This window comes from Terrimonas alba, from assembly GCF_042434975.1.
Taxonomy (GTDB): Bacteria; Bacteroidota; Bacteroidia; order Chitinophagales; family Chitinophagaceae; genus Terrimonas_B; species Terrimonas_B alba.
Map to the genome: position 1 here is coordinate 855,877 of NZ_JBHMQM010000002.1, position 23,732 is coordinate 879,608.

General features: G+C 42.2%; 17 protein-coding genes. 13 read left to right on the forward strand and 4 right to left on the reverse strand.

What is annotated here, in order from left to right:
* Positions 1–32: 32 nt before the first annotated feature.
* The 4 genes from ACFEL9_RS08470 (at position 33) to ACFEL9_RS08485 (ending at position 7,550) form a co-directional block, all read left to right on the forward strand.
* Positions 33–1,856, forward strand: coding sequence for a right-handed parallel beta-helix repeat-containing protein (locus ACFEL9_RS08470; RefSeq protein ID WP_385888346.1), 1,824 nt, complete (start codon positions 33–35; stop codon positions 1,854–1,856).
* Between the two features lie 201 nt (positions 1,857–2,057).
* A complete protein-coding gene (locus ACFEL9_RS08475) occupies positions 2,058–4,703 on the forward strand; it encodes a DUF7133 domain-containing protein (protein ID WP_385888349.1) in 2,646 nt (881 codons plus the stop codon).
* A gap of 660 nt (positions 4,704–5,363) precedes the next feature.
* Entirely contained in the window at positions 5,364–5,693 is a 330-nt protein-coding gene (locus tag ACFEL9_RS08480) for a nucleotide pyrophosphohydrolase (protein WP_385888352.1), read from the forward strand.
* Positions 5,694–5,696: 3 nt separating this feature from the next.
* Positions 5,697–7,550 (forward strand): DNA/RNA helicase domain-containing protein, encoded by a 1,854-nt coding sequence (locus ACFEL9_RS08485; protein WP_385888355.1) that lies wholly within the window; start codon positions 5,697–5,699, stop codon positions 7,548–7,550.
* A gap of 177 nt (positions 7,551–7,727) precedes the next feature.
* Here the strand turns inward: ACFEL9_RS08485 and ACFEL9_RS08490 are convergent, their stop codons facing one another.
* A complete protein-coding gene (locus ACFEL9_RS08490) occupies positions 7,728–10,499 on the reverse strand; it encodes an HD domain-containing protein (RefSeq protein WP_385888357.1) in 2,772 nt (923 codons plus the stop codon).
* 205 nt (positions 10,500–10,704) lie between these two features.
* On the opposite strand from ACFEL9_RS08490, the gene ACFEL9_RS08495 reads away from it, so the two are divergent.
* On the forward strand, positions 10,705–11,190 hold the full coding sequence (locus tag ACFEL9_RS08495) for a hypothetical protein (RefSeq protein WP_385888360.1): 486 nt from the start codon (positions 10,705–10,707) through the stop codon (positions 11,188–11,190).
* 99 nt (positions 11,191–11,289) lie between these two features.
* Here the strand turns inward: ACFEL9_RS08495 and ACFEL9_RS08500 are convergent, their stop codons facing one another.
* On the reverse strand, positions 11,290–11,628 hold the full coding sequence (locus ACFEL9_RS08500; RefSeq protein WP_385888362.1) for a helix-turn-helix domain-containing protein: 339 nt from the start codon (positions 11,626–11,628) through the stop codon (positions 11,290–11,292).
* Positions 11,629–11,793: 165 nt separating this feature from the next.
* Here ACFEL9_RS08500 and ACFEL9_RS08505 point away from each other — a divergent pair, with 165 nt between their 5' ends.
* Entirely contained in the window at positions 11,794–13,536 is a 1,743-nt protein-coding gene (locus tag ACFEL9_RS08505; protein ID WP_385888365.1) for a hypothetical protein, read from the forward strand.
* A gap of 495 nt (positions 13,537–14,031) precedes the next feature.
* Here the strand turns inward: ACFEL9_RS08505 and ACFEL9_RS08510 are convergent, their stop codons facing one another.
* A complete protein-coding gene (locus ACFEL9_RS08510; RefSeq protein ID WP_385888368.1) occupies positions 14,032–14,496 on the reverse strand; it encodes a hypothetical protein in 465 nt (154 codons plus the stop codon).
* A 701-nt stretch (positions 14,497–15,197) separates the two neighbouring features.
* Here ACFEL9_RS08510 and ACFEL9_RS08515 point away from each other — a divergent pair.
* From ACFEL9_RS08515 to ACFEL9_RS08525, 3 genes are all read left to right on the forward strand, one after another.
* Complete coding sequence (locus ACFEL9_RS08515; RefSeq protein ID WP_385888371.1) at positions 15,198–15,536, forward strand: hypothetical protein; 339 nt, start codon at positions 15,198–15,200, stop codon at positions 15,534–15,536.
* 444 nt (positions 15,537–15,980) lie between these two features.
* Positions 15,981–16,757: a uracil-DNA glycosylase family protein gene (locus ACFEL9_RS08520; protein WP_385888374.1), complete on the forward strand. Its 777-nt coding sequence runs from the start codon at positions 15,981–15,983 to the stop codon at positions 16,755–16,757.
* 9 nt (positions 16,758–16,766) lie between these two features.
* Positions 16,767–18,380, forward strand: coding sequence for an amidohydrolase family protein (locus tag ACFEL9_RS08525; RefSeq protein WP_385888376.1), 1,614 nt, complete (start codon positions 16,767–16,769; stop codon positions 18,378–18,380).
* Between the two features lie 452 nt (positions 18,381–18,832).
* Here ACFEL9_RS08525 and ACFEL9_RS08530 read toward each other — a convergent pair whose 3' ends face one another.
* On the reverse strand, positions 18,833–19,564 hold the full coding sequence (locus tag ACFEL9_RS08530) for a DUF1028 domain-containing protein (protein ID WP_385888378.1): 732 nt from the start codon (positions 19,562–19,564) through the stop codon (positions 18,833–18,835).
* Between the two features lie 350 nt (positions 19,565–19,914).
* On the opposite strand from ACFEL9_RS08530, the gene ACFEL9_RS08535 reads away from it, so the two are divergent.
* The 4 genes from ACFEL9_RS08535 (at position 19,915) to ACFEL9_RS08550 (ending at position 23,682) form a co-directional block, all read left to right on the forward strand.
* Positions 19,915–20,463, forward strand: coding sequence for a pyridoxamine 5'-phosphate oxidase family protein (locus ACFEL9_RS08535; protein ID WP_385888381.1), 549 nt, complete (start codon positions 19,915–19,917; stop codon positions 20,461–20,463).
* A 529-nt stretch (positions 20,464–20,992) separates the two neighbouring features.
* A complete protein-coding gene (locus ACFEL9_RS08540; RefSeq protein WP_385888383.1) occupies positions 20,993–22,252 on the forward strand; it encodes a toxin-antitoxin system YwqK family antitoxin in 1,260 nt (419 codons plus the stop codon).
* A 113-nt stretch (positions 22,253–22,365) separates the two neighbouring features.
* Positions 22,366–22,686, forward strand: a complete 321-nt coding sequence (locus ACFEL9_RS08545) for a hypothetical protein (protein WP_385888386.1) — start codon at positions 22,366–22,368, stop codon at positions 22,684–22,686.
* 687 nt (positions 22,687–23,373) lie between these two features.
* Positions 23,374–23,682, forward strand: coding sequence for a hypothetical protein (locus ACFEL9_RS08550; protein ID WP_385888389.1), 309 nt, complete (start codon positions 23,374–23,376; stop codon positions 23,680–23,682).
* Positions 23,683–23,732 lie beyond the last annotated feature (50 nt).

Sequence of the window (23,732 nt, forward strand, 5' to 3'; positions counted from 1 at the left end):
TTGAGTAAGCTATTAAAAATGTTTATAAAATCATGTGGTCAATAAGAAAGTACATAGTGCTGTTTTTTCTGCTTACAACGGTAGCAAGTGCTTTGAGTCAAACAATCATACATGCAGCTGATTATGGCGTAAAAGCAAATAGTTTTGAAAATGCAGCAACTGCACTGGAAAAAGCCATTGCAGCTTGTAAAGCAAAGGATGATGTTGTTCTGTTATTGCCCGGAGGACGCATTGATATTTGGCCGGAAGGGTCGGTGAAGCGGGAACTTTACATTTCCAATTCTACCGAGGATGATACATTGTCGAAAGTAAAGAACATTGCATTGCTCTTTGAAGATTGTAGAAACTTAACACTCGATGGTAATAATACACTGGTCGTTCTTCACGGCAAGATGATTTCATTTGCCATACTCAACAGCAGCAATGTTAAGATCAGGAATATCCGGTTCGATTATGAACGGCCCACCATGTCAGAGCTGACCATTAAATCAGTTGCAGATAACATTGTTGAAACAGAAATACATCCCGATTCAAAATATGCGATCGACAATGGACGGATAATTTTTTATGGAGAAGGTTGGAAAACCATATCACATCATACCATTCTTTTTAAACCGGGGAACAACACGCTTCATTACAGCAGCTTCAAACCATTTCTTGAAAGCAAGGCTGTTCAGCTCAGCCCTTTTCGTGTACGTTTCGAAGGGGATTTTTCAAAGAATAAGTTTAGTCCGGGTGATATACTTACGGTAAGAGATCCTTACAGGGATAATTGCGGAGGTTTTATTCATCTCAGTAAAAACATTCAGCTTGAAAATATAAACATGCATTTCATGCACGGGTTGGGAATTGTTTCGCAGTTTTCGGAAAACATTTCTTTGTTGAAAGTGACGGTAGCACCCCGTGAAAATTCAGGACGCATCATTGCAGCTTTTGCCGATTGTTTTCATTTCTCGGGATGCAGGGGATTGGTTAAGATCGATAGTTGTTTTACATCGGGTTCACATGATGACCCTGTGAATGTACATGGCACCCATTTACAAATAACAGCAGTTGATGCGCAAAAATTGAAAGTTCGTTTCATGCATCATCAAACCTATGGCTTCGATGCTTTTTTTGCCGGCGACAGTATTGCATTTGTTAACCCTAAAACATTGATGCCTTTAGGAACTGCAAAACTGAAATCGGCAAAACTCGTTAACAGGCGGGAAATGGAAATTGAAGTAGACGGAACAATGCCTTCATTTGTGAATGCCGGTCTTTGTATTGAAAACCTGGCATGGACACCCGAAGTAATTATCCGGAACAGCAGATTTGAACGAACGAATACAAGGGGATTGCTTCTTACCACCCGCAGAAAAGCGCTTATACAAAACAATACATTTTATCGGACCGGCATGTATCCCATTTTAATTGCCAACGATGCGGCAAGCTGGTTCGAATCAGGAGCTGTGCAGGATGTAACCATTCGGAATAATACATTTGAAGAATGTGGTTATAATTCAGGCAGTGGTGCCATTCAAATTGTTCCCGAAAATCATGAACTGCTCAAAGGATATTTTGTACATAAAAACATACGCATTGAAAACAATTTGTTTAAAGTGTATGCCATGCCGTTGTTAACAGCCCGCAGCACAGAGGGGCTGGTATTCGCAAACAATACCATTGTGCCCACCAACTTCACAGGCGCAGTAACTTCAAAACCTGTTGTTCAGTTAACGGCCTGCAAAAAAGTAATTATAAAACACAATGCGATGGAAGGTTTAGGACGGCCTGTAATCAAGTTAAATCAAATGCCGGTGTCGGCGGTTAAAACGGATGCAAAGATTATTGAAGATATTTTCTTACCCGGGTAACGATGGCATCCCAAATAATAGAACAGCCAAACATAAAAAGACAAATCAGAAATCACCAATCAATACTTCAGTATTAAACTAAATAAAAGTGATGACCCACCATTTCCTTAGCGCATCAACATCACCTGGTTAATTAGGAAATAAATATCACGCTGTCATAATAAGTTATAATTTTCAAGTTTTTATAGTAAACAAAACACGATGATAAAATATACGCTCATATTCGCCTCTGCGTTCCTGTTATTAGCTGGCTGTAAGAATAGCATGCAGCGTTGTGAACCCGCCAAACCAACAATATCCATTGATTCCATTGGTAAATCCCTCAACTGGCCGGAAGAGTTAAAGGTGACCGCCTTTGCGGGACCTCAGCTTGTACCCAGCCCCGCTTGTCTTGCAGTAGCAGCCACAGGAGAAGTGTATGTCGGAGTAGATATGATGGGTTCCCTGGGCAAAAAGCCCGGCAAAGGAATGATCGTAAAGTTATCGGATTGTAATAACGATGGTATCGCAGATAGCCATACGGAATATGCCGCGGTAGATAATCCCCGCGGTCTGTTGCCAATCGGTGACAAATTGTATGTTTTGCATACGGTGTTCACCGATACCCTGGCTACCGGTATGAACCTGGTTGTTTTTGAAGATAAAAATCAGGACGGTGTTGCTGACGGCCCGTCCAGTCCATTGATCGAGCATATTAGTAACCCGGTTTACCTCCAGAGCCGCGGTACTGACCACGCCACTAATGGTATCCGCATGGGTATTGATGGCTGGATCTATATTGCGGTTGGAGACTTTGGTTTTCATCAGGCAGTGGATCGTGACGGAAAAAAATTAACCATGCATGGAGGAGGTATAGTAAGAGTAAGGCCGGATGGAACGGAGATGGAAATCTTTTCACACGGTACAAGAAATATTTATGACGTGGCGATTGATCCGTACATGAACATTTTCACACGGGATAATACCAATGACGGTGGTGGATGGAATATCCGGTTCTCTCATCATATACAGTCCGGTGAATATGGTTACCCGGTTTTATTTAAACATTTCACGGAAGAAATTATTCCTGCGATGGTTGATTTAGGAGGCGGTTCAGGAACAGGGTCATTATTTATGGATGATCCATCATGGCCTGAAAAATTCAATCATGTTCCGATGATGGCGGATTGGGGACGAAATGAAGTGTATATTCACCGGGTCACTCCTTCCCGTGGAAGCTTTATACAGAAAGAGGAAGACTTTTTCAAACTGCCACAGGTAACCGACCTGGACGTGGATGGTTCTGGCCGGCTATACCTTTCCGCCTGGGATGGCGCTGGTTATTCAGGCGATCCGGGCAAAGGTTTTGTCGTTCGGGCTGTACCCAAAAATTGGCAGTATCAGCAGTTCCCCGATTTGAAATCTTCATCTGTTAAAGAATTAGCCGCTTTATTAAAAGCTGAAGGCGCTGTAGCCAGGCTGAGTGCGCAACAGGAATTACTTACCCGTCCTGCCAAAAAAGTGGCGACCGCTGCATGGAATGTAGCGACAGATAAAGACATTCCTTTGTTTGCCCGTGTGGCAGCTATCTATACGTATGCCCAGGTCACAGGAAAGGAAGGGATTAAAAATCTTGTTCAACTCTGTACCGATGAACCGGTAAAAGAATTTGCATTACGTGCATTGGCGGATCGAAAACCATTTTCAGCCGCGGTACCTGTTGAGCCTTTTATCCGGGGCTTGAAAGACACGGCCTCATCACGGGTGCAGGTGGCCTCCATTATTGGGCTGGGAAGACTTGGCCGGATGGAAGCAGCGAAAGAATTGTTGCAGGTGCAGGTGCCTGCATCCTTCGTTGCTCCTCCCAAAGGAACAGAAGGACCGCATGCAACGCCGAATACAGAAATTATTCCGGCGCACCTGGCTGTAAAGGCGTTGGTACAATTGAATGCTGTAGATGAATGTGTCGCTGCTATCAATTCTCCCAATTCAACACTGGCACTATGGGCGTTGCGGTATATGTATGATCAGAAGGCAGTAGAAGGTTTAATGGCGGCTTACAATCAATCCCCGGATAAAGAATTAAAAACTAAAATTCTTGCTACGCTGGGGCGATTGTACAATAGGGAAACGCCGTATGATGGCTCTACCTGGTGGAGTACAAGACCGGATGGTCATGGACCTTTTTACAAACCTGCAACATGGGCGGCATCGGGAATGATAAAATCATTCCTGGAACAGGAATGGAATAAATCAAATGCAGCAGGCAAACAATTCTTTGCCGGCCTGAATGGTAAACTGCGCATGGGCATCGCCCAATTTGGCGGTGAAGACAAAGAAGAAAATCCGGCGGAGGATGAAGCTAAGGTTGACTTTGAAAAAATTAAAAGCAAAAAAGGGCAGATCGGGCAATCTTCTATCGAGGATATTATGCTGGCGATGGATAAGATAAAGGGCGATCCGGCTATCGGGAAAAATTTGTTTGTTCAGCAGGGCTGCATCGCTTGCCATAGTATAAAAAAGGAGGAAACACTGAAAGGTCCTTTTATGGGACAAGTGGGTTCGATTATGAACCGGAAGCAAATCGCTGAATCTATTCTTAAACCGAATGCCTCGATATCCCAGGGTTTTGCAACGGTAGTTATTACTACCAAAGATGCTAAAACGGTAACCGGCTTTGTTACGGATGAATCAGCCGGCAGAATCATGTTGCGCGACATTGCAGGGAAAGTTCATGCGATCAATACAAAAGATATACAGGCACGTAAAGAGTTGCCGGCTTCAATGATGCCGGCCGGTTTGGCCAATGCATTGTCGTACGAGGAATTTGGGTCATTGATAACCTGGCTATCACAACAAAAGAAATAAGCATGGTCTCGCCAGGGGGAGTAGCTGTGCTGAATGCACCTGGAGGCATCGGGATGAAGTTTTCCGCCTTGTGGCTGCAGCACCGGGGCAAATCTTTTGAAGAGGTATGAATCCATTACTTATTATATATCAACCAATTAGAGGTTTTTAACAAATCGCTAGGACTTCGGGAATGAAAAGACCTGCTGATATTTATTGGCAGGTCTTTGTTTTTTATAAGAGTTTTTATTTAACCAGCTGCATTGCTGCCCTGAGCGAAGTCGAAGGATCATCGCCTGTTGCAGTTTACCCTGAGCTTGACGAAGGGCACTCTTCAGGGTCTGTTCGCTACTGAGCTCTGAGCTTGTCGAAGAGTCGAAGTATCGGCATATTTCGAAAATCTTCCTTGTCCCATCGGGACATCTTGTTGGTAGCACCATAAGAACAAACATTTCCCAACGTTCCATCGGAACGTTTTGTGCCATCATCAAAATTCTTAATACAAGCACAAGGCGTTCCTACGGAACGCCGCCCAACCCCTGAATGCTATTCTACCCACAAGGTGTTCCGCGGGAACATACCATTGATGAAATATCTACTATCGGTTTTCAACACCTTTTTAAAATATGTACTCGGTTATTCTGTTCAGCTTTACTTATTTTGTGGGTATAATTAATTGTTATGGATAGCATAGAAGCAATTACTTCAGCGATAACTAAGTTCAGGGATGAAAGAGATTGGGAACAGTTTCATAACTCAAAGGATCTTGCTTTAGCAATATCCATTGAAGCGGCGGAGTTGAACGAACTTTTTCTTTGGAAAAATGCTGAAGAGGTAAATGTTGAAAAAGTAAAACAAGAGTTGGCCGATGTTTTCACTTTTGCTTTTTTGTTAGCACATAAACACCAGTTCAATGTAAAAGAGATAGTTTTAGAAAAGCTAAATACAAATGCCGTAAAATATCCGGTTGACAAAGCAAAAGGCAACGCAAAAAAATATAACGAACTCTAGCTCATGATTGTTTATCACGCCACCAAGTCTGATTTCAGGGATGATGTTTTTGAAGATAGGATCGAAACCAAAATTTTAGACTTTTTTAAAAAGCACCTCAATAGATCAACGGCCGCAAATGAAATCAGTTCCTGGCGGGAATCCATGCAATACATGGAAAGAGTATTGCGGGATGATGGAATACCGGACAATTGCGGCGTTGCCATAGAATACCAACTTCCCCAATCAGGAAAACGAGTCGATTTCATTTTAACCGGCAGCGGCGAGAATAATATAGAATATTGCGTCATCGTCGAACTAAAACGCTGGTCCGAGGCCACTCTTTCTACCAAAGATGCTATTGTAAATACCCGGGTCGGGAAACATTTTGGAGAGTTTACCCACCCGTCTTATCAAGCCTGGTCATATGCAAGCCTTTTATATAATTTTAATGCAACAGTAGCGGAAGATAAGATCAATCTTCAGCCCTGTGCTTATCTCCATAACTATGTACCTGATGATGTAATGACCAATGATCATTACAAGGAACACATTCAAAAAGCGCCGGTTTTTTTAAAAGGCGACGCTGCTAAATTGAGGGATTTTATTAAGCAGTATGTGAAATATGGCGACACGAGCAAAATACTTTATCGTATCGAGAATGGAAAAATCCGTCCTTCAAAAATGCTTGCCGATAGTATGGTCTCGATGTTGAAGGGTAATACGGAATTTGTAATGATTGATGACCAGAAAATAGTCTACGAAACTGCGTTAGCTCTCTCACAAAAGGCCACATCGAATAAGAAAAAAGTACTTATTGTAAACGGAGGACCGGGCACAGGCAAATCGGTAGTTGCGGTTAATTTACTGGTTGAACTTACAAAAAGAGGCTTAGTGGTGCAATATGTTTCCAAAAATGCCGCTCCCCGGGCAGTGTATGAAAGTAAGCTGACAGGCTCACTCAAAAAGGGTGAGATATCCAACTTGTTTAAAGGTTCGGGTGGATTCGTTAATACAAAGCCCAATACATTTGATACATTAATAGTGGATGAGGCACACCGGTTAAATGCGAAGTCAGGACTTTATAGTAACCTGGGAGAAAACCAAATTAAGGAACTGGTAAGTGCGGCACGCTGTACTGTATTTTTTATTGACGAGGACCAGCGGGTCACATTAAATGATATCGGTACATTACAGGAAATCAAAAAATGGGCGGGTAGGGCAGATGTTGAGGTTTACGAAACAGAACTCAGTTCGCAGTTTCGTTGTAATGGATCAGATGGTTATCTTGCCTGGCTCGACCATACGTTGCAGATTAGGGACACGGCGAATCCGACATTGGAAGGAATCGATTATGATTTCAGGATTTTTTCCTCCCCGGTGGAATTGAGAGACGCAATCGTTGAAAAAAATAAGATCAACAATAAATCCCGGATGGTTGCAGGCTATTGCTGGGAGTGGAACAGTAAAAAAGACTCACGTCTTTATGATGTGGTGATTCCTGAATTTGATTTTAAAATGAAGTGGAATCTTACCGCGGATGGCAGTCTCTGGATAATAAGTCCCGAATCAGTAAATGAAATTGGCTGTATCCATACTTGCCAGGGGTTGGAAGTGGATTATATAGGTGTAATTGTTGGTGCAGATCTCATTGTGAGGGATAACAAGGTGCTGACTCATCCGGCAGCAAGAGCAAAATCAGACAAATCTGTTTTTGGATATAAGAAGCTGATTGAAAAAAATCCTGAAGAAGCTAAAGCGACTCTTCGATCGATAATTAAAAATACATATAGAACGCTGATGACAAGAGGGATGAAAGGTTGCTATGTTTATTTCGCAGACAAAGAGGCAGAAGAGTTTTTTAAATCGAATATTTAATAATTGGCTAAACCATTCTTTTGGATTGACTACCAACTAACCCCTGCTGTCGTGATAGGACAGCTTCGTTGAAGCTGAATAGCATCCTATAATTTTGTTTGTCCTAACGGTGAGTAAAGGCCGAAGACTCAAGAGAACGGGGGTATCGTTTCTTCATAAATGATTCAAATTATCTGGCTATAAATATTTTTTGACTAATTCGCTTGGAAACCCCTGTATAGCTAGTTCAAGCTGATTAATTAGTGAACAAAGCTTATAATTCTGCCCTTCATTTAATAGATTCAAAACATCCGTTTCAAGCACCGAGCCTTTGGCGACGATCAAATCCTGATGATTCAAAATGAAATTTGCGTTTTTTATGTCTTTGATACGGATCGAACCAGCCCAATCATGACCACGAGTAAAGCCGAGGAAGTGTGAATTCTTTTGCAAGAAATCGACCTGTTGAAGATGTAAAACTGAAACATGCATTTGTCGGACAGCACCATTTACTCTAACGTCGATTATTCTTTCAAGATACCCGTCCGGTTGATGTGCATCGAGAATATTAAAATGGCCTGACTCGCTAATTAAGTACATCCCCTGGAATTTGTCAATTGGTTTTACTATATCGTAAATCATGCTTGCTTTTTGATCATGCTTCACATTCCTGGGTAAGAAATCTAAAGATGTACTAGCAGTTATAACAAATTTGTCTTGTCGATGTATATTATTTAAATCATAGAATGAAACTTCGCAATTTTCAAATGATTTATTTCGATCGATCTTGTACAGTTTAAAAACAATTAACTCCGGAAAGTTCTTCAAAAACAATGGCAGGTCATTCGCGTTAAATGTTGTAGTGAGGTCGCCGGATTGTGTATGAGATTCTTTATTGAGTCTGTAGATTTCTTCAATCGAATACGAATTCACCGATTTCAAAAACGTTATATATCCTTTATGCATCTCCGTAAATAAATGTTTGGAAAATGCGATACTTTCAGGGCTCTCCATAATAGAATTTCGATTTAATGTGAAGGAGATGCCTTTAGGATCCTTTTTGTTAGCCTTGTAGCCCCCAATATTTGTAACCCCAAAACAAAAACTGTTCGGTCCGAAGTTCGATAAAAAGCCACATACCCCCACTCTGTTATGCTCAGGATTTCTTGGGTGGCCAAGTTGACTTATAGATATTTGGTTATGGCTATCTGTAAGGAAGGTTGCTTTTTTGTCGAGGCGGTACATAAGTAACAGCTTCAAATCAACATCTTCATAGTCTGAAGCATATTTAAACGCTTGAATCCCAAATTGACGAACCAACTCCATTTTATTGGGGAAATAATTTTTTATGTCCGGGGCAACGACTTCTCGAGGCAAACTGAATGACTCATGATCACTTTCTATCACGATAGGTATATCGGAGTTCGAAATATAGTAGGTGAGTCTTGGTGGAATATCTTTTACCGAAATTTCGTCCTTGATTCGTAACACTATAGATGTACCAGGTGATTTCTTGATAGAGGTAAATACTGTGTAATCCTTAAATTGGTTAATCGACACTTCAAATCTTAAACCGTCTACTTCTGACACAATTTGATTTCTTAGATATTCAAATGGACCGGTTTCAATAATTGCCTCATTGGCTATAGTGAATACGGACCAAAAGCCTATCCCAAAGCGGGACAAACTGTGAAACCCTTCTGACGCGTACCCTGGCTCGAAAGAGCGGCTATTGCCAACCGTCAAGAAATTATTCAATATGACACTTCGGGTCATGCCGCATCCATTATCGGTTATGCGGATAGTTTTTTGTTGCCGGTTAAAGCTCACTAGTATTTCTGGTCGGTAATTATCTCTCGCGGAGGAGTTAAATTGACGATACCGGCAAGCTTCCACCGAGTTTTGCAATAACTCTCGAACAACCAGAGCAGGGTCGTTTTTCCATGTTGCGTTGGAAGATATGAGGTTAATAATGTTCTCTTTTTTTATTCTGATGCCAATCCGAACAAAGTCATCGGTAAAATTGAAAGAGCGAACTATCATATCACTTCTTAATTTTAACCTTCGTACGGGAGCCTGATAGTCAATATCGCAATAATCCCTTATCCAGTTCTCAATCAAGTCGACGGTTTGATGCGCTAGATGAAGCGTATCTGCATTCTTAAATGTTCCTGAAAAAATTATTTGGCCATCTTTTTGGGACACCGCCACATTATCGCCAATACAAACGTGCTTCATATTCTCGTGGTAAGACTCCAATATTGATTTCTCATCTGAGGAAGTTTGAATTTTTTCCGTCAGTGTTTTTAAAACACCGTCAACGACTCTGGTATCACTGAATTCAAGAGAGTCGGCTATGCATAAAATACAGGCAAGTTGCAAAAGATCGATTTCCTGACTGGCTGCTGCTTGTCTTTTATGATGGCCCAACATACTTTCCAGCTCATTTATTGATAAATTGTGTGCCATCATTAGTTTATCTACGTGTCCCACCAAGCTTAACGGAATTTGTAGTTTTTCATTGTTAGATGAAAGATAATTGCCACCTCGTCGGGAGTGATTTTTACGCAAAAAAAGCTGGAGTGCAGGAGCTGTTTCCCAATTCGCTTTGTTTTCAAGCCCAAATTGTCTTTTTATCTCTTCCTCCTCTCCCGGAAAGACGGTCATCCCTAAATCATGACCGTATGCACTACAAATAAGTAAGAATAGCTCTACCGGGGAAAGGGTTTCTTTCATCTGACTTTGAAAGCATCGATGATCTAAAATTTGTTCCATTCGAAGAAGTACCTCGTAACTGTGATGCGCATCGTGTCTTGTGTAATAAGGAAAATGAACTTTAATATTTTTGAGAAGTGGTGCTATTTGATCCAAAAAGTTAACTGATTGCTCGGCAAGTTTGGGATTAAGTTCATTCAAACATTTCCACATTCTTGTGCTTTTTAATTCTGTTACAGCATCTTGAGCGTTCATGATAACTTTATTATTTAAGGTAAAAAGTTGAAAGGTTTCGACTATATCATGGAAAATTATGTAAAGGTCGGCATAAAAATAAAAAGTAGTAAGGGGCCTTAGATGAGGAAGGGCTAGCTGGTCAACCAAAAAATTATAAATTTACCAAGCTACAAGTTTCGAAGGACCCGATTAATAAATTAGTATACAAGGAACGAAAACTAAAATGAAGATTCAACTGCTAACAATGGGTTTCACTGAATGGCTGGCAATAGGTGGGCTGATTGTTGCTATTCTTGCCTTACCCATAAGTAAATGGTGGAAAGCTTTAAGAGTTCCAAGAAAAATAAGAAAGCTGAAAGAAGGTGAACTCAGGATGGAGGAAATAAGGCCAAATTTCCAAATTTATAAATCTCCAAATGATTGTGGAGGTAAAGCGATTTTGCTTAAAAATGAAGGTTCAAAGGCCTTTGGTATTATTTTAGGTGGACTGCAAACGCATATTCCTTATACGTTAAATATGAGTAAGCAAGAAGCAGAAAAGGGTGAAGTTATAAGTATCTTTTTGGGTAACAACTTTCACCTCATGGCTAATGAGAAAATGCATATTGTTATTGGCTATGCAGATATTGAGGGACGTAGGTATCAACAATCATATTCCCGAACTGGCAATGCGACGGATATATCGTCTCCACAATTACTAAAATCATAATCGTTATTTGAACCCAGCGAATTTTTTTATAAAAAGTTTAATCACCCATAGGTAAGTGTGTAAAAATTACTTACATTAGCAAGAGAAAAGAAACAATAACTAAAAAGGTTTCTTCGGAAGAAATTCCTGGGGACTGCACTTTAATATTTTGGCAAGGTCATTTAAGTGTTTGAGATTATAGTGGGCCGGGTACTTGTTGCTTTCAACCTTTCCGATAAAACCAACTGACATGCCTAACTCATAGGCGAGGTCAGCCTGCGAGAGGTTTTTTTCAAGTCTTTTTTCTTTGACCCTGTCAATAACATATGTGTCAATCTTAGTTTTCAATACTTGCCTATGAGTAAGCAGTAAAATTGGACAATGATTGTATGCGGCACAATCACCCATAGGTAAGTGTTTGATCTTATTATAAAACCGGTTGTAACTATGAAAGTTCATTACCTCCAAAAAGAATTACACCTTCTCAAAACCCAGTGGGCCAAAAAGCCGCGCAACCCGGTATAAGCTGGTTTCATAGTCCTTCTTTCCAATTCACAGCTCTCATTTCATCATTGCTGTTGCCTGCAAAAAAAGTAGCGGGCAGCGGCCCAAACCTCTTTTGCCTTGCCCGTTCAGCTTCCTATACCCGCATATCCCTTTTATACCATTACCCCGCAGGGACAGGTGTTTTATAAAGGACAATTAAAAAAACATAGCTGCAAACCTGGCCGGTCTGTCAAAATCAGGATTAAAATAAACGGAGTCACGAGGGAGCTCGGCCTGGCTAAACTGCTGGCAGAAACCTTCCTGCCAAATCCTAATGGCCACACCCGCATTATATTTAAAGACGGTAATCATCACCATTGCTCAGTGGATAATATTGGCTGGGTCAGCAACCGGCAGTATGTCCGTCACAATCTTTTCCCCGGCAAATCACTGGAGATAAAAGCAAAACCACCAAAGCCAAAAGGCAGCATACCGTTCTCAGCTGTTCCCGCCGATCCTGCTGCCGTTGCAGTGCCGGGCTTTCCCGGTTATTACATTACGCCGCAGGGCCATTGTTATCACCACGGCCGCCTGCTAAAACCCTATGATCTCTCTGGAAAAAAATCACTCTGCATCATGCTGAAAAATAAGGAGGGTAAAAAATATCTCGGCCTCGCCAAACTGCTCGCCACTATTTTCATCCCCAATCCCTGTGGCCATGGCCGCATTATCTTCAGGGGCGGGGATAACCGTAATTGCACCGTAGCCAATATTGCCTGGGTAAGCGATAAAGAATACAATCATTATACATGCCGCTCCCGGTCGGCTAATTTGCCGGGTACTGCCGTGGAAAAGATAGACGATGACGCAAAGCCCATTCCCGGCTATCCCGGTTATGCCATCACACCTGCCGCTAACGTGTATTATCAGAACAGGTTGCTTTCAACACTTAAAAGCCACAACCGCTGCGCCAGGGTAAAACTTAGGAATGAACAGGACAAACAGGTTCGGGTGGCCGTCGCCAAACTCATGGCCCTCGTCTTTATACCCAACCCGCATCAGCATCCAAAGATTATTTTTAAAGACCGGGATTGTAACAACTGCAGTGTTGAGAACATTCAATGGGTAAGCGTTGCTGACTGGTGCCGTTTTGTAAACCGCTCGGTAGAAAATGCGGACCTGCTCGGTCAGCCCAAACCAAAAAAAGAAAAACGGTATGTGTGGATTGATCCGGAAAGAATAGAAATGCCCGACTTTCCAGGTCATTATATTTCACCCGCCGGCATCGTGTACCGCGGCGACAGGATTATCAAACCCAACTGCAGGAGCGGGCATGCACCCACTATCCGGATGAGAACAAGTGGCCTTCGCAGGTACTTCGGTTTAGCTACACTGGTAGCCGAACATTTTGTGCCCAATCCGCGCCATTACAAACGCATCATCTTTAAAGACCGGGACAAACAGAATTGCAAAGCCTCCAATATCGCCTGGGTGGACCAGGAAACTTATACCTATTACTGCACCGCACACAAAGGAGGAAAAAAATTGGTCATCGACCGGCAGGAAGCCATCCGGCGCTGCACCGATGAGCATGTGAAAATGTATTACAAAACCCTCGATGAGTACTGGCTGCATGAATGCTGGAACGAAGTCGAAAAAAAGATGCTGTTACCCGGTTGGGAAGAATTTCGTTCCGATTGTTATCTCTATTTCCTCGACCGGGCCCAGCGTTTTTCCATTCTCCGGAACCCGGCCGGCATGCTCGCCATGCATATAAAAGGCCTTCGTGAAAAGCTCCGCAAAGAAATAAGTCCCCACATGCCCCTCAAGCTTCTCCGCTCCACCGACGAATCCATGCGCTGCATCGGCGATTATGAATAAACATAACCCGCATTGCCATACTGAGCCTGCCTGTCGGCAGACAGGCCTGTCGAAGTATGAGCCTGCCTGTCGGCAGAAAGGCTTGCCGAAGTGTGAGTTCATTGTCATACTGAGCCTGCCTGTCGGCAGACAGGCTTGTCGAAGTATGACGTAACGCAAACTCATTGTCATATTGAGCCCGTCGCAGTATGACATTTTCCTCAACCCTACACAAAACACGAAACTTCCGGCGCCTCTTTTTTTCGAAATCCCCTACGGAGGAAAGTCCTTCCGCCGCGGCGGAGAGGATTTAGGAGGGGGCCGCCTCCCGTTGTTCCGCATAACACGATTCAGAGTCTTTGTCCTTCCACTCCGAAAACAAGAACGACTTACAATCCATTAGGGTCTCCATGTGCGTTGGCCGGACAAACAGCGGAGCATTTGTTTTTCCTTGACTTTTTTGTTACTCCTGAGCCTGCCGAAGGATTGTTAAGAAAAAAAGTAAATAAGAAAAAATCACGGCGGTATTTCTTCCGGATAATAAAAATCTTTTTTTCCAATCGTTACTTCCCCAAACATCTCCAACAATACCTTCTCTGCAAACAAAATTCCCGCACCGATATACTCCTTTGCTGAAACCACAATAGGAATATCCTCAACCCACTGTCGTTGCAACAACTCCCTCACTTCCTCCTCCGTTTTATTTTCTTTCAGCAACCGCATCGCTTGCCCGGTAAGTTGACGATACGAAATCAAACCCTTCTTGTCTTTGTTCAAATGCTTATAGATAAAAGAAGCAATTGTAGCCGCTTTACCCAGCAAACCTGCATACCGCATCGTTTCCCGGAAAGCCGGGTCCTGCGTCACTCTCTTCCTGTCCAAACTACTTTTTGCCCGGGCATAATATATCCCATCCATTTTATAAAAACAGATGCCGCCGATTGTACCCCTGATAAAAAAAGGACCCAATTGTTTTGCCATGCATCCAAACTACAAACCTGTCGCAGCAAATCATAGCGGCCAATATCCGTATAGGCCATTTATGCCGTTTATGCCACTTTTGACCGGCATGCTGCCGGTCAAAGAACAGTTTCAATGATAGATGCTATATGGATACTCCCTGTCATCCCTTGGGTAAAAGCGCAAAAGATAAGAGCCAGCAAAGTGGTTGGTACTACTTAAATGAATTCCGGGAGTCTTGTTCAGTACGGATAAAGATTAGCGGTCATTGTTACACTACCTGCTGACCGGCATCATACATGATTGATGGATTTTATTTTAATTAACACAATGCTACCGGCCTCGGTATGTGTCTCCGCATTGGCAGGTGTTAGCCGAAAAAAGTACTCACGCCACGGCGTAAGAGACATTCAATTTTTAGTTAGAGGTCGTCAAGTTTATCCATATCACAATTGTTATGCAGACATTTGTTGTTCTTCGGATGAACCGGCACGATGATTCCATAAGAAATTGAGACGTTCGAATCTGATAGTCACTTCCCAGAATTCAGATAATTGCTTTGCTATGCATAAGTTCGGCCCTTCGTTCTACCCATCTGTTTTGTAGTGTTCATCACACTCGCATTGCGGAGATGGGAATTTTCAGAAACGACTAATTTATAATTCCGGTTAATAACCGTGAGTAATTTAAGTGGCCAAGGACCGCTCAGCTTTTATTTAAAAGTGGACCAACTATTCAATCCGCCAGGGTTTACAATACTTGACCCGTCCGTTTTAAACCGTTTAAACAAATACTATTATATAAAAGACCTTGCTATAGGCACCCCTCAAAGTTTTGAAGATACAATTCATGTATCCTATCCATTCCCTGGCAAAAGGCTTAACGGACAACGAAAATATTTAAAGATTCCTGTGGATATTACCACGACAATTGCTGGCTCCGGGTTTAGAAGCCAAACCACGCCGGTGATACTTACGGATCCACGGTTACCCAATAACTCAGCCAAAATTACAGTCATCAGCCCTACGCCATTAATTTATGTAAAGCCTAATACCAACTAAACAATGTGCCCGGGAACTAGCGGTGGTGACCTTAAGTGAGGTGGTTTGGGTCATTGGTTTCTCAGGTGGGAGCAAACTCTTGGAAGTTGACAATAAAAAGAAGAATAAATTGTTTTTATATGCTTGTGGCATTAAGGAACTTCTGCCGGCAAGATAAATCTGAAGTATTCGTCATCTATACTACATCAGATCAACAGATATTTGACAATAATGTCATGTTTATGAATTCAGTTATTTCTCATGCTTTACCCGCTTTTTTTGTCAGTCATCTCCTTGCTGTTTTTTAGTTAACTTGGTCTCCGGATTGACAAAGCCTGTCGAACACTACGATTAAATTTTATACATTTTTCTTTTGCCCATACAGGGCAAACGTCTTTTCAATCAACAGTCTTATGAAAATTTTCCATGAGCTGTACCCGGGCAACGACCAATAAAACTTACACTATGCCCATTGAATTTGACAAAGGTCCTTCGCCTTCCATGGCCAGGCTATTGCAGCAGCATCCTGATTATAGTCCCGTCAAAGAATTGTTTTGGTTTAACTGGGGACCTGTTTTTTACCGTGGCCGCCTGGATAAGTCAGCAAAGATTCTATGTGTCGCTTCGGACCCCGGACCTACCGAACGAATAGGTGGGCGAGCACTAATCGGTAATGCCGGCCAGCGGGTGCAGGGTTTCCTGTCCAAAATTGGAATTACCCGTTCCTATGTTTGCCTGAATGGATTTGTTTATTCGCTTCATCCTTCCAATTTATCCGATGGCCTCGATCTGCTGGTTGATCCTGCTCATACCCGTTGGCGAAATAAAGTATTTACTAAAGCAACAGGTCCGGCCCTACGGGCCATTGTTGCCTTTGGTGAGATAGCGAAGCAAACTATTCGTCTTTGGCCGGGCAAAGGCGATACACCGGTGTTTGAGACGTATCACCCCAGTTATAGTCATGATGAAGCGAAGCTAACTGCAGATTGGAACCGGCTTGTAAGTGCCCTGAGAAATATCGTAACCAAAGACGAAGATGGTGACACCGATGGCGCCTTGTACGGCACACGATTTACGGAGGCTGACTATGCACCTGTTCCACGACGTGATTTGCCCTTTGGCGCTCCTGCATTTTTAGGTGATGACAGTTGGCTGCGCACTACCGGAAGAGGAAGGATGAACAGTGTGAGCCGGCCATCTGGTGATGATCTCACACTTACCTGGAAAGCGCCTGATCTATAAAATAACACTATGGCAGTTATAGCAAGAGATCCCATGGATGGCCCGCAATATGCATTGCGTGGCAGAATCGTTACCATGAACAATCGCAGAACGGTGATCGATGACGGCATCGTTTATATTGATAAAGGCAATATCATTGCCGTGAAAAAAAGTACGGCGCGGCCGCCAGCAGGTTTCAGGCATATCGATCCAATTAACACGGAAGGTATTATCTATCCCGGCCTCATCGAGTTGCACAATCATCTTAGCTATAATATCCTTCGTCTTTGGCAGGTACCGAAACAGTATACCAACCGGGATCAATGGGCGGGCACAGCAGAGTACCGGAAAATTATCAGCGGTCCTATGAATGTGCTGGGTAAAACACCCGGCTATGTTGAAGCGATTGTGCGATACGTTGAATGCAAATGCCTGTTGGGCGGAGTTACCACTTCACAGGGCATCGCACTCTTCAGCAACAATGGTATTCAAAAGTATTATCGTGGCGTAGTCAGAAATGTAGAGAATACAGATGATGCGGAATTACCCGAAGCACTGGCTAAAATTTCCGATGTTGAATCGGCATCGATCCAGGCCTTTTACCAGCGGTTGAAAAAACAACATTGTTTATTGCTGCACCTGAGTGAAGGCACCGATCCCGAGGCGCTGCAACATTTTAACGACCTGAAACTGCCGGATGGCAATTGGGCCATAACAGAAGCATTGAGTGGAATTCATTGTGTAGCATTGAAAGCAACAGAGTTTAAAAAAATGGCAGCGAACAAAGCATCTATGGTGTGGTCGCCATTGAGTAATTTATTGTTGTATGGACAAACAGCCGACATTGTCTCAGCTGTTAAAAACAAGTTGCTGATAGGCATTGGTTCAGATTGGTCAGCATCCGGCAGCAAAAACCTCTTCGGCGAATTGAAAGTAGCCAGGCTCGTCAGTCGCGAATTAGGAGTGATGAAAAAAGATGCGGATATCCTCGCAATGGCTACCATCAACGCAGCCCGAATGTTAAAATGGGACAAGGTAATGGGAAGTATTGAAGCAGGTAAAAGGGCCGACCTGCTGGTGATGACAGGAACTACCGGTGATCCCTATCATGCTTTTTTGAACCGCTCAGAGACCGCTATTTCACTGGTAGTAATCAATGGTATTGCCCGCTATGGACATGAACAGCTTATGAATCATTGGCAGGTTCCCAAAGAAGCTGTTATGGTGGGCTCAAAAAAATACCAGCTTCACTTAACGCAGCCATCCGGTGACCCGGTGGTGAATAATTTAAAATTGAGTGATGCTATAAAAAAATTAAAGACTGGCTTACAAAACTTGCCACAGTTGGCAAAAGACCTGGAAACCCATCCGCATCGCAGTCTTTCTATTGCCAATGCTGCCAGCGATCCCCAATGGTTTTTAGTGTTGGATCACAATGATGAGATAGCAGGGGAGAAGTTGCGGCTTGCCGGTGAGGTAGTTCCACAACCAAGGGGAGTGCCGCAGCCTTTGTCCGCCATAGTTGAAAAAATGAAGTTGGATGAAATGACGGTAGCCGATGATAGAGATTTTCTCAACGCTATTCAGTTACAAAACAACTTGCCGTTGTATATCAAGAAAGGCTTGCGGGTAATGTATGGCTGACTGGTGCGTAGACACGAACCAGGGCACAGGTTATTCTCCTGTTAACATCGGATCTCCCGCCGCCTCGGTTAGTGTCCGTAAAAAAAAAGAAAGCCCCTATACGTGTCTCCACGCATCGGAATTTTTCGAACTAAGGCAATGCATGAAGGGCATAAAACAGCTTCAGCAAAACGATGCTTCATTTGATGCCACAAAATGATGCGTGGAGCGACATCATGGCATCGAATTATTTTCCGAATCTCCCATTTTTCAAAGACGATGTCCCGGCAGGAAATATTTAGTATTAAAGAAATTTAACGGCCGTGCTACGGAGAAAAAGTTGAATGACGACGAGTTCGCCAATACACATATCCGCCCGTAAAACTCGTCTGCGAAACAGGTTATTTTATCGCCGACCTTATTTATCTGTTGCTATTGATTGGCATGAGCCGTAATGCTCCGGCACGTTTGAATTATTGAGTAGTGACATTAGCTTTCTCTTTGGCTTTCCAATTATCAAATTTTTGACGCAGCGCTTCAACAGCATTGGTATGTTCGTCGCCCTGGTTAACAATTAAACTAAGCCAATATTCGTCAACATCGCCGGGTTTGGCAACGATTACAAAGGCGCTGGATGCTTTTCGTTCCCCGCATCTTTTGTCACCGCCTGATTTTGCACCTGCTTCCAATGCAAGCATTAATATTTCCTGGATAGGCAGAGAATCTTTCTGCGCTTTAACGGCAACATCGAAAATTGCCTGCAATTCATCACGATTGGTTAACATGTTGCCCTGCACAGAAATGCCATATCCAGTCAATGTGCCTGCATGGGCTATGGTCTTTGTGCCTGTATAGGTTGCAGGCTGGTTAATATCATTCATAGACATGATGGCGTACTGCTGCTGTTCAGGATCGTACTGCGGCTGCCTGAGCTCTGCGAGTATAGCTGAAGGTTCAGCACCATTCATGAGCATTTTGAATCCCTGCAATCTTGCGAACGGATTGCCATTGGCTTGCACCACAATGGCGCCCTTGCCGGGTAATATGAGGCCGATGCCATAAACGCTGACCGTACAGGAAGCTCCTGCTATTCCTATCTTTTTTGTTTTGGGGTCGATCACAATGATTGACCATGTGGCGAAAGAGGGAAGATAAAAAACGGTAAGTAAAAGAATGGAGAAGCAAAGTTGCCTTGTTGTTTTCATATACAATCTTTAGATGAAGATCAGAATATGGTGTATGTATAAATATACAATTCCTTCCCGGGTGTCCCTTATGAAATTTTAATTCCTTCCCGGGGTTCCCATTTTTCAAAGGCGATCCCGGCTGGCAGTATTTAGCATTAAAAGAATTTACCTGCCGGACCTTGCTTACCTCCTGCCTGTCCGGTAGGCAGGGCAGGCAGGATCGCAGTATTACGGAGAAATAAATTGAATGACGACGAGTTCGCCAATGCACAATCCATTGTAAACTCCTCTGCGAAACAAGATAGACGGTCGAACTTTATCTTCAACCGTTCGTTATACCATCGATAAAACCAATTATTTAATAAGCAATGGAAAGACAGTTTGACAAAGTAAGAAGAACCGACCGGGAGGAGACGGATAGCACATTTCTTCATAAGATACTGGAAAACTCAGTTTCATGCACGGTTGCTGTAGCTACCGAAGAATATCCGTTAATTCAAGCTACCTTTTTTGCCTTTGACAAAACGAACAATGAAGTTGTTTTTCATTTTTCAAAGTATGGATTCTCCGGACAGCAAATCGTATCGGATAAAAATATAACTATCTCTGTCTACAAATACGGAAAGTTATATACGGCTGAAAAGGCAGTTGATTTCGGAGGCGAGTATCAAAGTGTCATTATCTATGGTAAAATCAGGATTGTTGATAATGAAGCAGAGAAAATGCAGGCTATGCAATTCTTCTTCGATAAATTCTTCGGACATATACCCGAATCAGATTACAAGCAATTCACTGTAACGGAAGCCAACCCTATTCACGTTGTAAAAGTGAAGATTGACAAATGGATTGGGAAGCAACATCTGTTACCACCAACTGCGATTCAATCTTTTTATCCGGAGCTTAGCCCGGTGATTTAACGCACTTCCTTCTCGACTCTCCCTTCTGAAGCTTTTCAAGCCGATGTCTCATAGCGTTGTTTTGTGTATAGCATGGCGCCAATCATAAACGGCTTTTCGTCACAAAAGATACTTATTAAATATGTCGCCTCTCCGGGGATCAAACCCAATTTGATCATTTTTTTCTACTAACATATCGCCCCGCCGGGGTTAACAGTCCTTTCATCATTCTTCAACTTAAGAGAAAATCAAAAAGAAATCAACAACGTTCTTTCAAACAGATTGCGTCGGTCTGCCACAGACAACTTATAATATTCAACAATCATAAGGCAGCCCTCGCAATGACGAGGAACAAAGGAGCATTCAATAATAAAAACACTTATCAATCACCAACCCTCACAAAGAAGCTTTCGGCGCCTCTTTTTCGCCCTGCGTAAAACATTTTAATTCTTTGCCGGGGAGTCCCCAACCTTCACGGAAGAGCTGATCAACTTCCAAAGGCTCTTGGAAAAACAAGTTGTGTCGATTAGACTAGTATCCCGGAGAAAAAATGAGAATTAAAGACATTCATATAAAGTTGACGCTTGTTGTAATGTTTGCTTCGCAGGGCATATCAAACGCACAAAAAATTACAGATACTATTTTTTATAACAGAGCCTGGCAGATATGTGAAAAACCAATAGCAGTCTATTACCGCATTGGCACACTCATGATAGATTCTTTCTGGTATTACACTGGAAAACAAATGGATTTTGATATGAATGGACAATTGCTCACGGAAGCAGAATATAGCAGCGATGGGAAAAGAGATGGGTTATTCAGGTTTTACTACCCTGATGGAAAATTAATGTTGTCCGGGAAATACTGGGAAGGTTTAATGATTGGAGATTGGTACTGGTATTATTCAAATGATAGTCTTAAAGCAATTATCAATTTTGATGGGCCTTCCGATGATTTTAAAGTTATCCAATACAAGTTGCCTGACGGAACATCTATGCTCGAAAATGGAACAGGTAAGTTTGAATGGCACACAAATCCATATTTATCCATGTTGCCAAACCTGAAAGTGTATGGGTCTTTTTCTGCAGGCAAAAGATCAGGCGGCTGGAGATATTATTTGGTAAGAGATGACGGTGAAGAGTCTTTAAGATTTGAAGAGAAATATGACAAGGAAGGTAAATTTAAAAGAGCCTCCGCAAGCGGTAGTTATTATGGAGAAAACCCGAAAGATCGTTACACTGACTATATCTTCATTCCGCCAAAGATGTTGATAACAGAGCAAATACAATACGATAACTTTTTTCGGAGAGATACGGCGGGAGGAACTGCTTTATTAAATTATTTGCTAAACAGAAGATCATCGGAGATCATTGTTAAAAATAAAAAAGTAGAGAATGCCTTATTGCAAATCATCCGGTCATTAGAAAGTAATCGCGGCCGGTTAGAATATCAGCAAAAAGAAATTGACGGAAGCATTGAATTTAAGATAGGAGAAAAAGGATACCCGGAAGAGATTACAGTTACGGGAAAAGGTATCACTGAAAAAGAAAAGGAATTTATTATTTTCCTGGTAAGTAAATTCAGGGATATTGAAATGCCTGGCGTTGAGTCTGTCGCAATTGAAAGCTATTATACTATTAACCTCTATTCAATCAATATGAAAGAATTTATGCCCGTCTCCATTCGAGACCAGGTTAATAATGAGATGTTCTTTACTACATTGCCAAAAGAAAAATTCTTAATACTGCTGAAATCAGCTAAGAAAAAGATTAAGAAATATGCCAGGGAAGCATTTCAATTCTATTGGTAATTGTTTGACAAAATTTCAATTGCTTCCCGAGTCCGATTTTGTCTGAATTGTTCAATAAAATATACATCTTTCAACGGTTATCCTGAAGTCTGCAAATATTATGCGATAATAAGATGACTGCAATAATTTTGATAATTTTAAATATGGTTGCCATTTGTTATTATACTTTCGATAGCTATAAGGAGTTAAAAAGAGTGGCGGAAGATAAAGAAGCCTTATGCGACACTTATGCTGATTGGATGGTAGAATTTACTAAAGCTGTTAATGGATTAAGAGAACAGGGGATGGAGGTAGTGCCTGTCAGCATTAACATAGAAGAATTGGAGGCATGGTGTAAACGAAACAAATTGAGAAATGTAAGTTCTTCCAGGTCAAAATACGTTGCTGAAACAGCCAGGTTGTCGCAACCCGGAATGAATTTTAATAAAAATTAAAACAAGTAGTGCTTCCCCAGAGAGATTTTCAGGGCGATGTCTCATGTCGTTGCTTTGTGTGATGTATGGAGCCGATAACTATCGGCTCGGCGTCAATCATAAATGGTCTTCGTCACAAAAGATGCTTATTAAAAATGTCGCCCCTCCGGGGCTCAAACCCAATTTGATCATTTTTTTCTACTAACATATCGCCCCGCTGGGGCTAACAGTCCTTTCATCATTCTTCACCTTAAGAGAAAATCAAAGAAAATAAATCAACGACATCCTTTCAAGCAGATTGCATCTATCTGCCACTATCAACTTTTACAATTCAACAACCATAAGGCAGCCCTCGCAATGACGGGGAACAATGGAGCACTCAATAATAAAAACACTTACCAATCACCACCATCACAAAGAAGCTTTCGGCGCCTCTTTTTCGCCCTGCGTAAGAACGGTTATTGCTATGGAGACAAGTCCTTCCGCCGCGGCGGAGAGGATTTAGGTGGGGGCCGCCTCTCGTTGCTTCGCATAACACGCAGCGGAGTCTTAGGCCTTAAGCTCTTCGACAATAAAGATTTTCCCGTCGCCGATTCAAACCAGGAGTCTTCGATTTAAGAAATTACCGCATCGAATCGGCTTGATTTTGGCGCCTGTCCCGATGCATATCGGGATTACTTTTTTTATCAAGAAAAAAAGTAAGTAAAGATGAAAAAAGTAAGACATGATGAAACTAAAGAATCATCACCGGAAACAGATTGCTTCGGGATGCCATCAACAATCTCTATGTTTCAACAAACAAAAGGCATCCCTCACAATGGCGAGAGTCCGGAGTATGGATCGTCTTTAATACTATTATTCGTATTCAACACTCCGCTATCCGTGTCTTCCATATTTAAAAGAAAATTCAACGGTCGTCGTGGCGTCTTCAATTCAACACCGGATTTACATTTAGACAAAACATCAAATTTTAAATCAACCGGCATCTCTTCACACAAAGTTCAGATGATTAAATAAAATCATTATATGGTGTAGGATTTAAAAAATATTAATTGTATTTTTCTAAT

Coding starts and splice junctions, on each gene's coding strand:
- ACFEL9_RS08470 (WP_385888346.1), top strand. CDS start 33: ATGTGGTCAATAAGAAAGTACATAGTGCTGTTTTTTCTGCTTACAACG.
- ACFEL9_RS08475 (WP_385888349.1), top strand. CDS start 2,058: ATGATAAAATATACGCTCATATTCGCCTCTGCGTTCCTGTTATTAGCT.
- ACFEL9_RS08480 (WP_385888352.1), top strand. CDS start 5,364: ATGGATAGCATAGAAGCAATTACTTCAGCGATAACTAAGTTCAGGGAT.
- ACFEL9_RS08485 (WP_385888355.1), top strand. CDS start 5,697: ATGATTGTTTATCACGCCACCAAGTCTGATTTCAGGGATGATGTTTTT.
- ACFEL9_RS08490 (WP_385888357.1), bottom strand. CDS start 10,499: ATGAACGCTCAAGATGCTGTAACAGAATTAAAAAGCACAAGAATGTGG.
- ACFEL9_RS08495 (WP_385888360.1), top strand. CDS start 10,705: ATGAAGATTCAACTGCTAACAATGGGTTTCACTGAATGGCTGGCAATA.
- ACFEL9_RS08500 (WP_385888362.1), bottom strand. CDS start 11,628: ATGAACTTTCATAGTTACAACCGGTTTTATAATAAGATCAAACACTTA.
- ACFEL9_RS08510 (WP_385888368.1), bottom strand. CDS start 14,496: ATGGCAAAACAATTGGGTCCTTTTTTTATCAGGGGTACAATCGGCGGC.
- ACFEL9_RS08520 (WP_385888374.1), top strand. CDS start 15,981: ATGCCCATTGAATTTGACAAAGGTCCTTCGCCTTCCATGGCCAGGCTA.
- ACFEL9_RS08525 (WP_385888376.1), top strand. CDS start 16,767: ATGGCAGTTATAGCAAGAGATCCCATGGATGGCCCGCAATATGCATTG.
- ACFEL9_RS08530 (WP_385888378.1), bottom strand. CDS start 19,564: ATGAAAACAACAAGGCAACTTTGCTTCTCCATTCTTTTACTTACCGTT.
- ACFEL9_RS08535 (WP_385888381.1), top strand. CDS start 19,915: ATGGAAAGACAGTTTGACAAAGTAAGAAGAACCGACCGGGAGGAGACG.
- ACFEL9_RS08540 (WP_385888383.1), top strand. CDS start 20,993: ATGAGAATTAAAGACATTCATATAAAGTTGACGCTTGTTGTAATGTTT.
- ACFEL9_RS08545 (WP_385888386.1), top strand. CDS start 22,366: ATGACTGCAATAATTTTGATAATTTTAAATATGGTTGCCATTTGTTAT.
- ACFEL9_RS08550 (WP_385888389.1), top strand. CDS start 23,374: ATGAAAAAAGTAAGACATGATGAAACTAAAGAATCATCACCGGAAACA.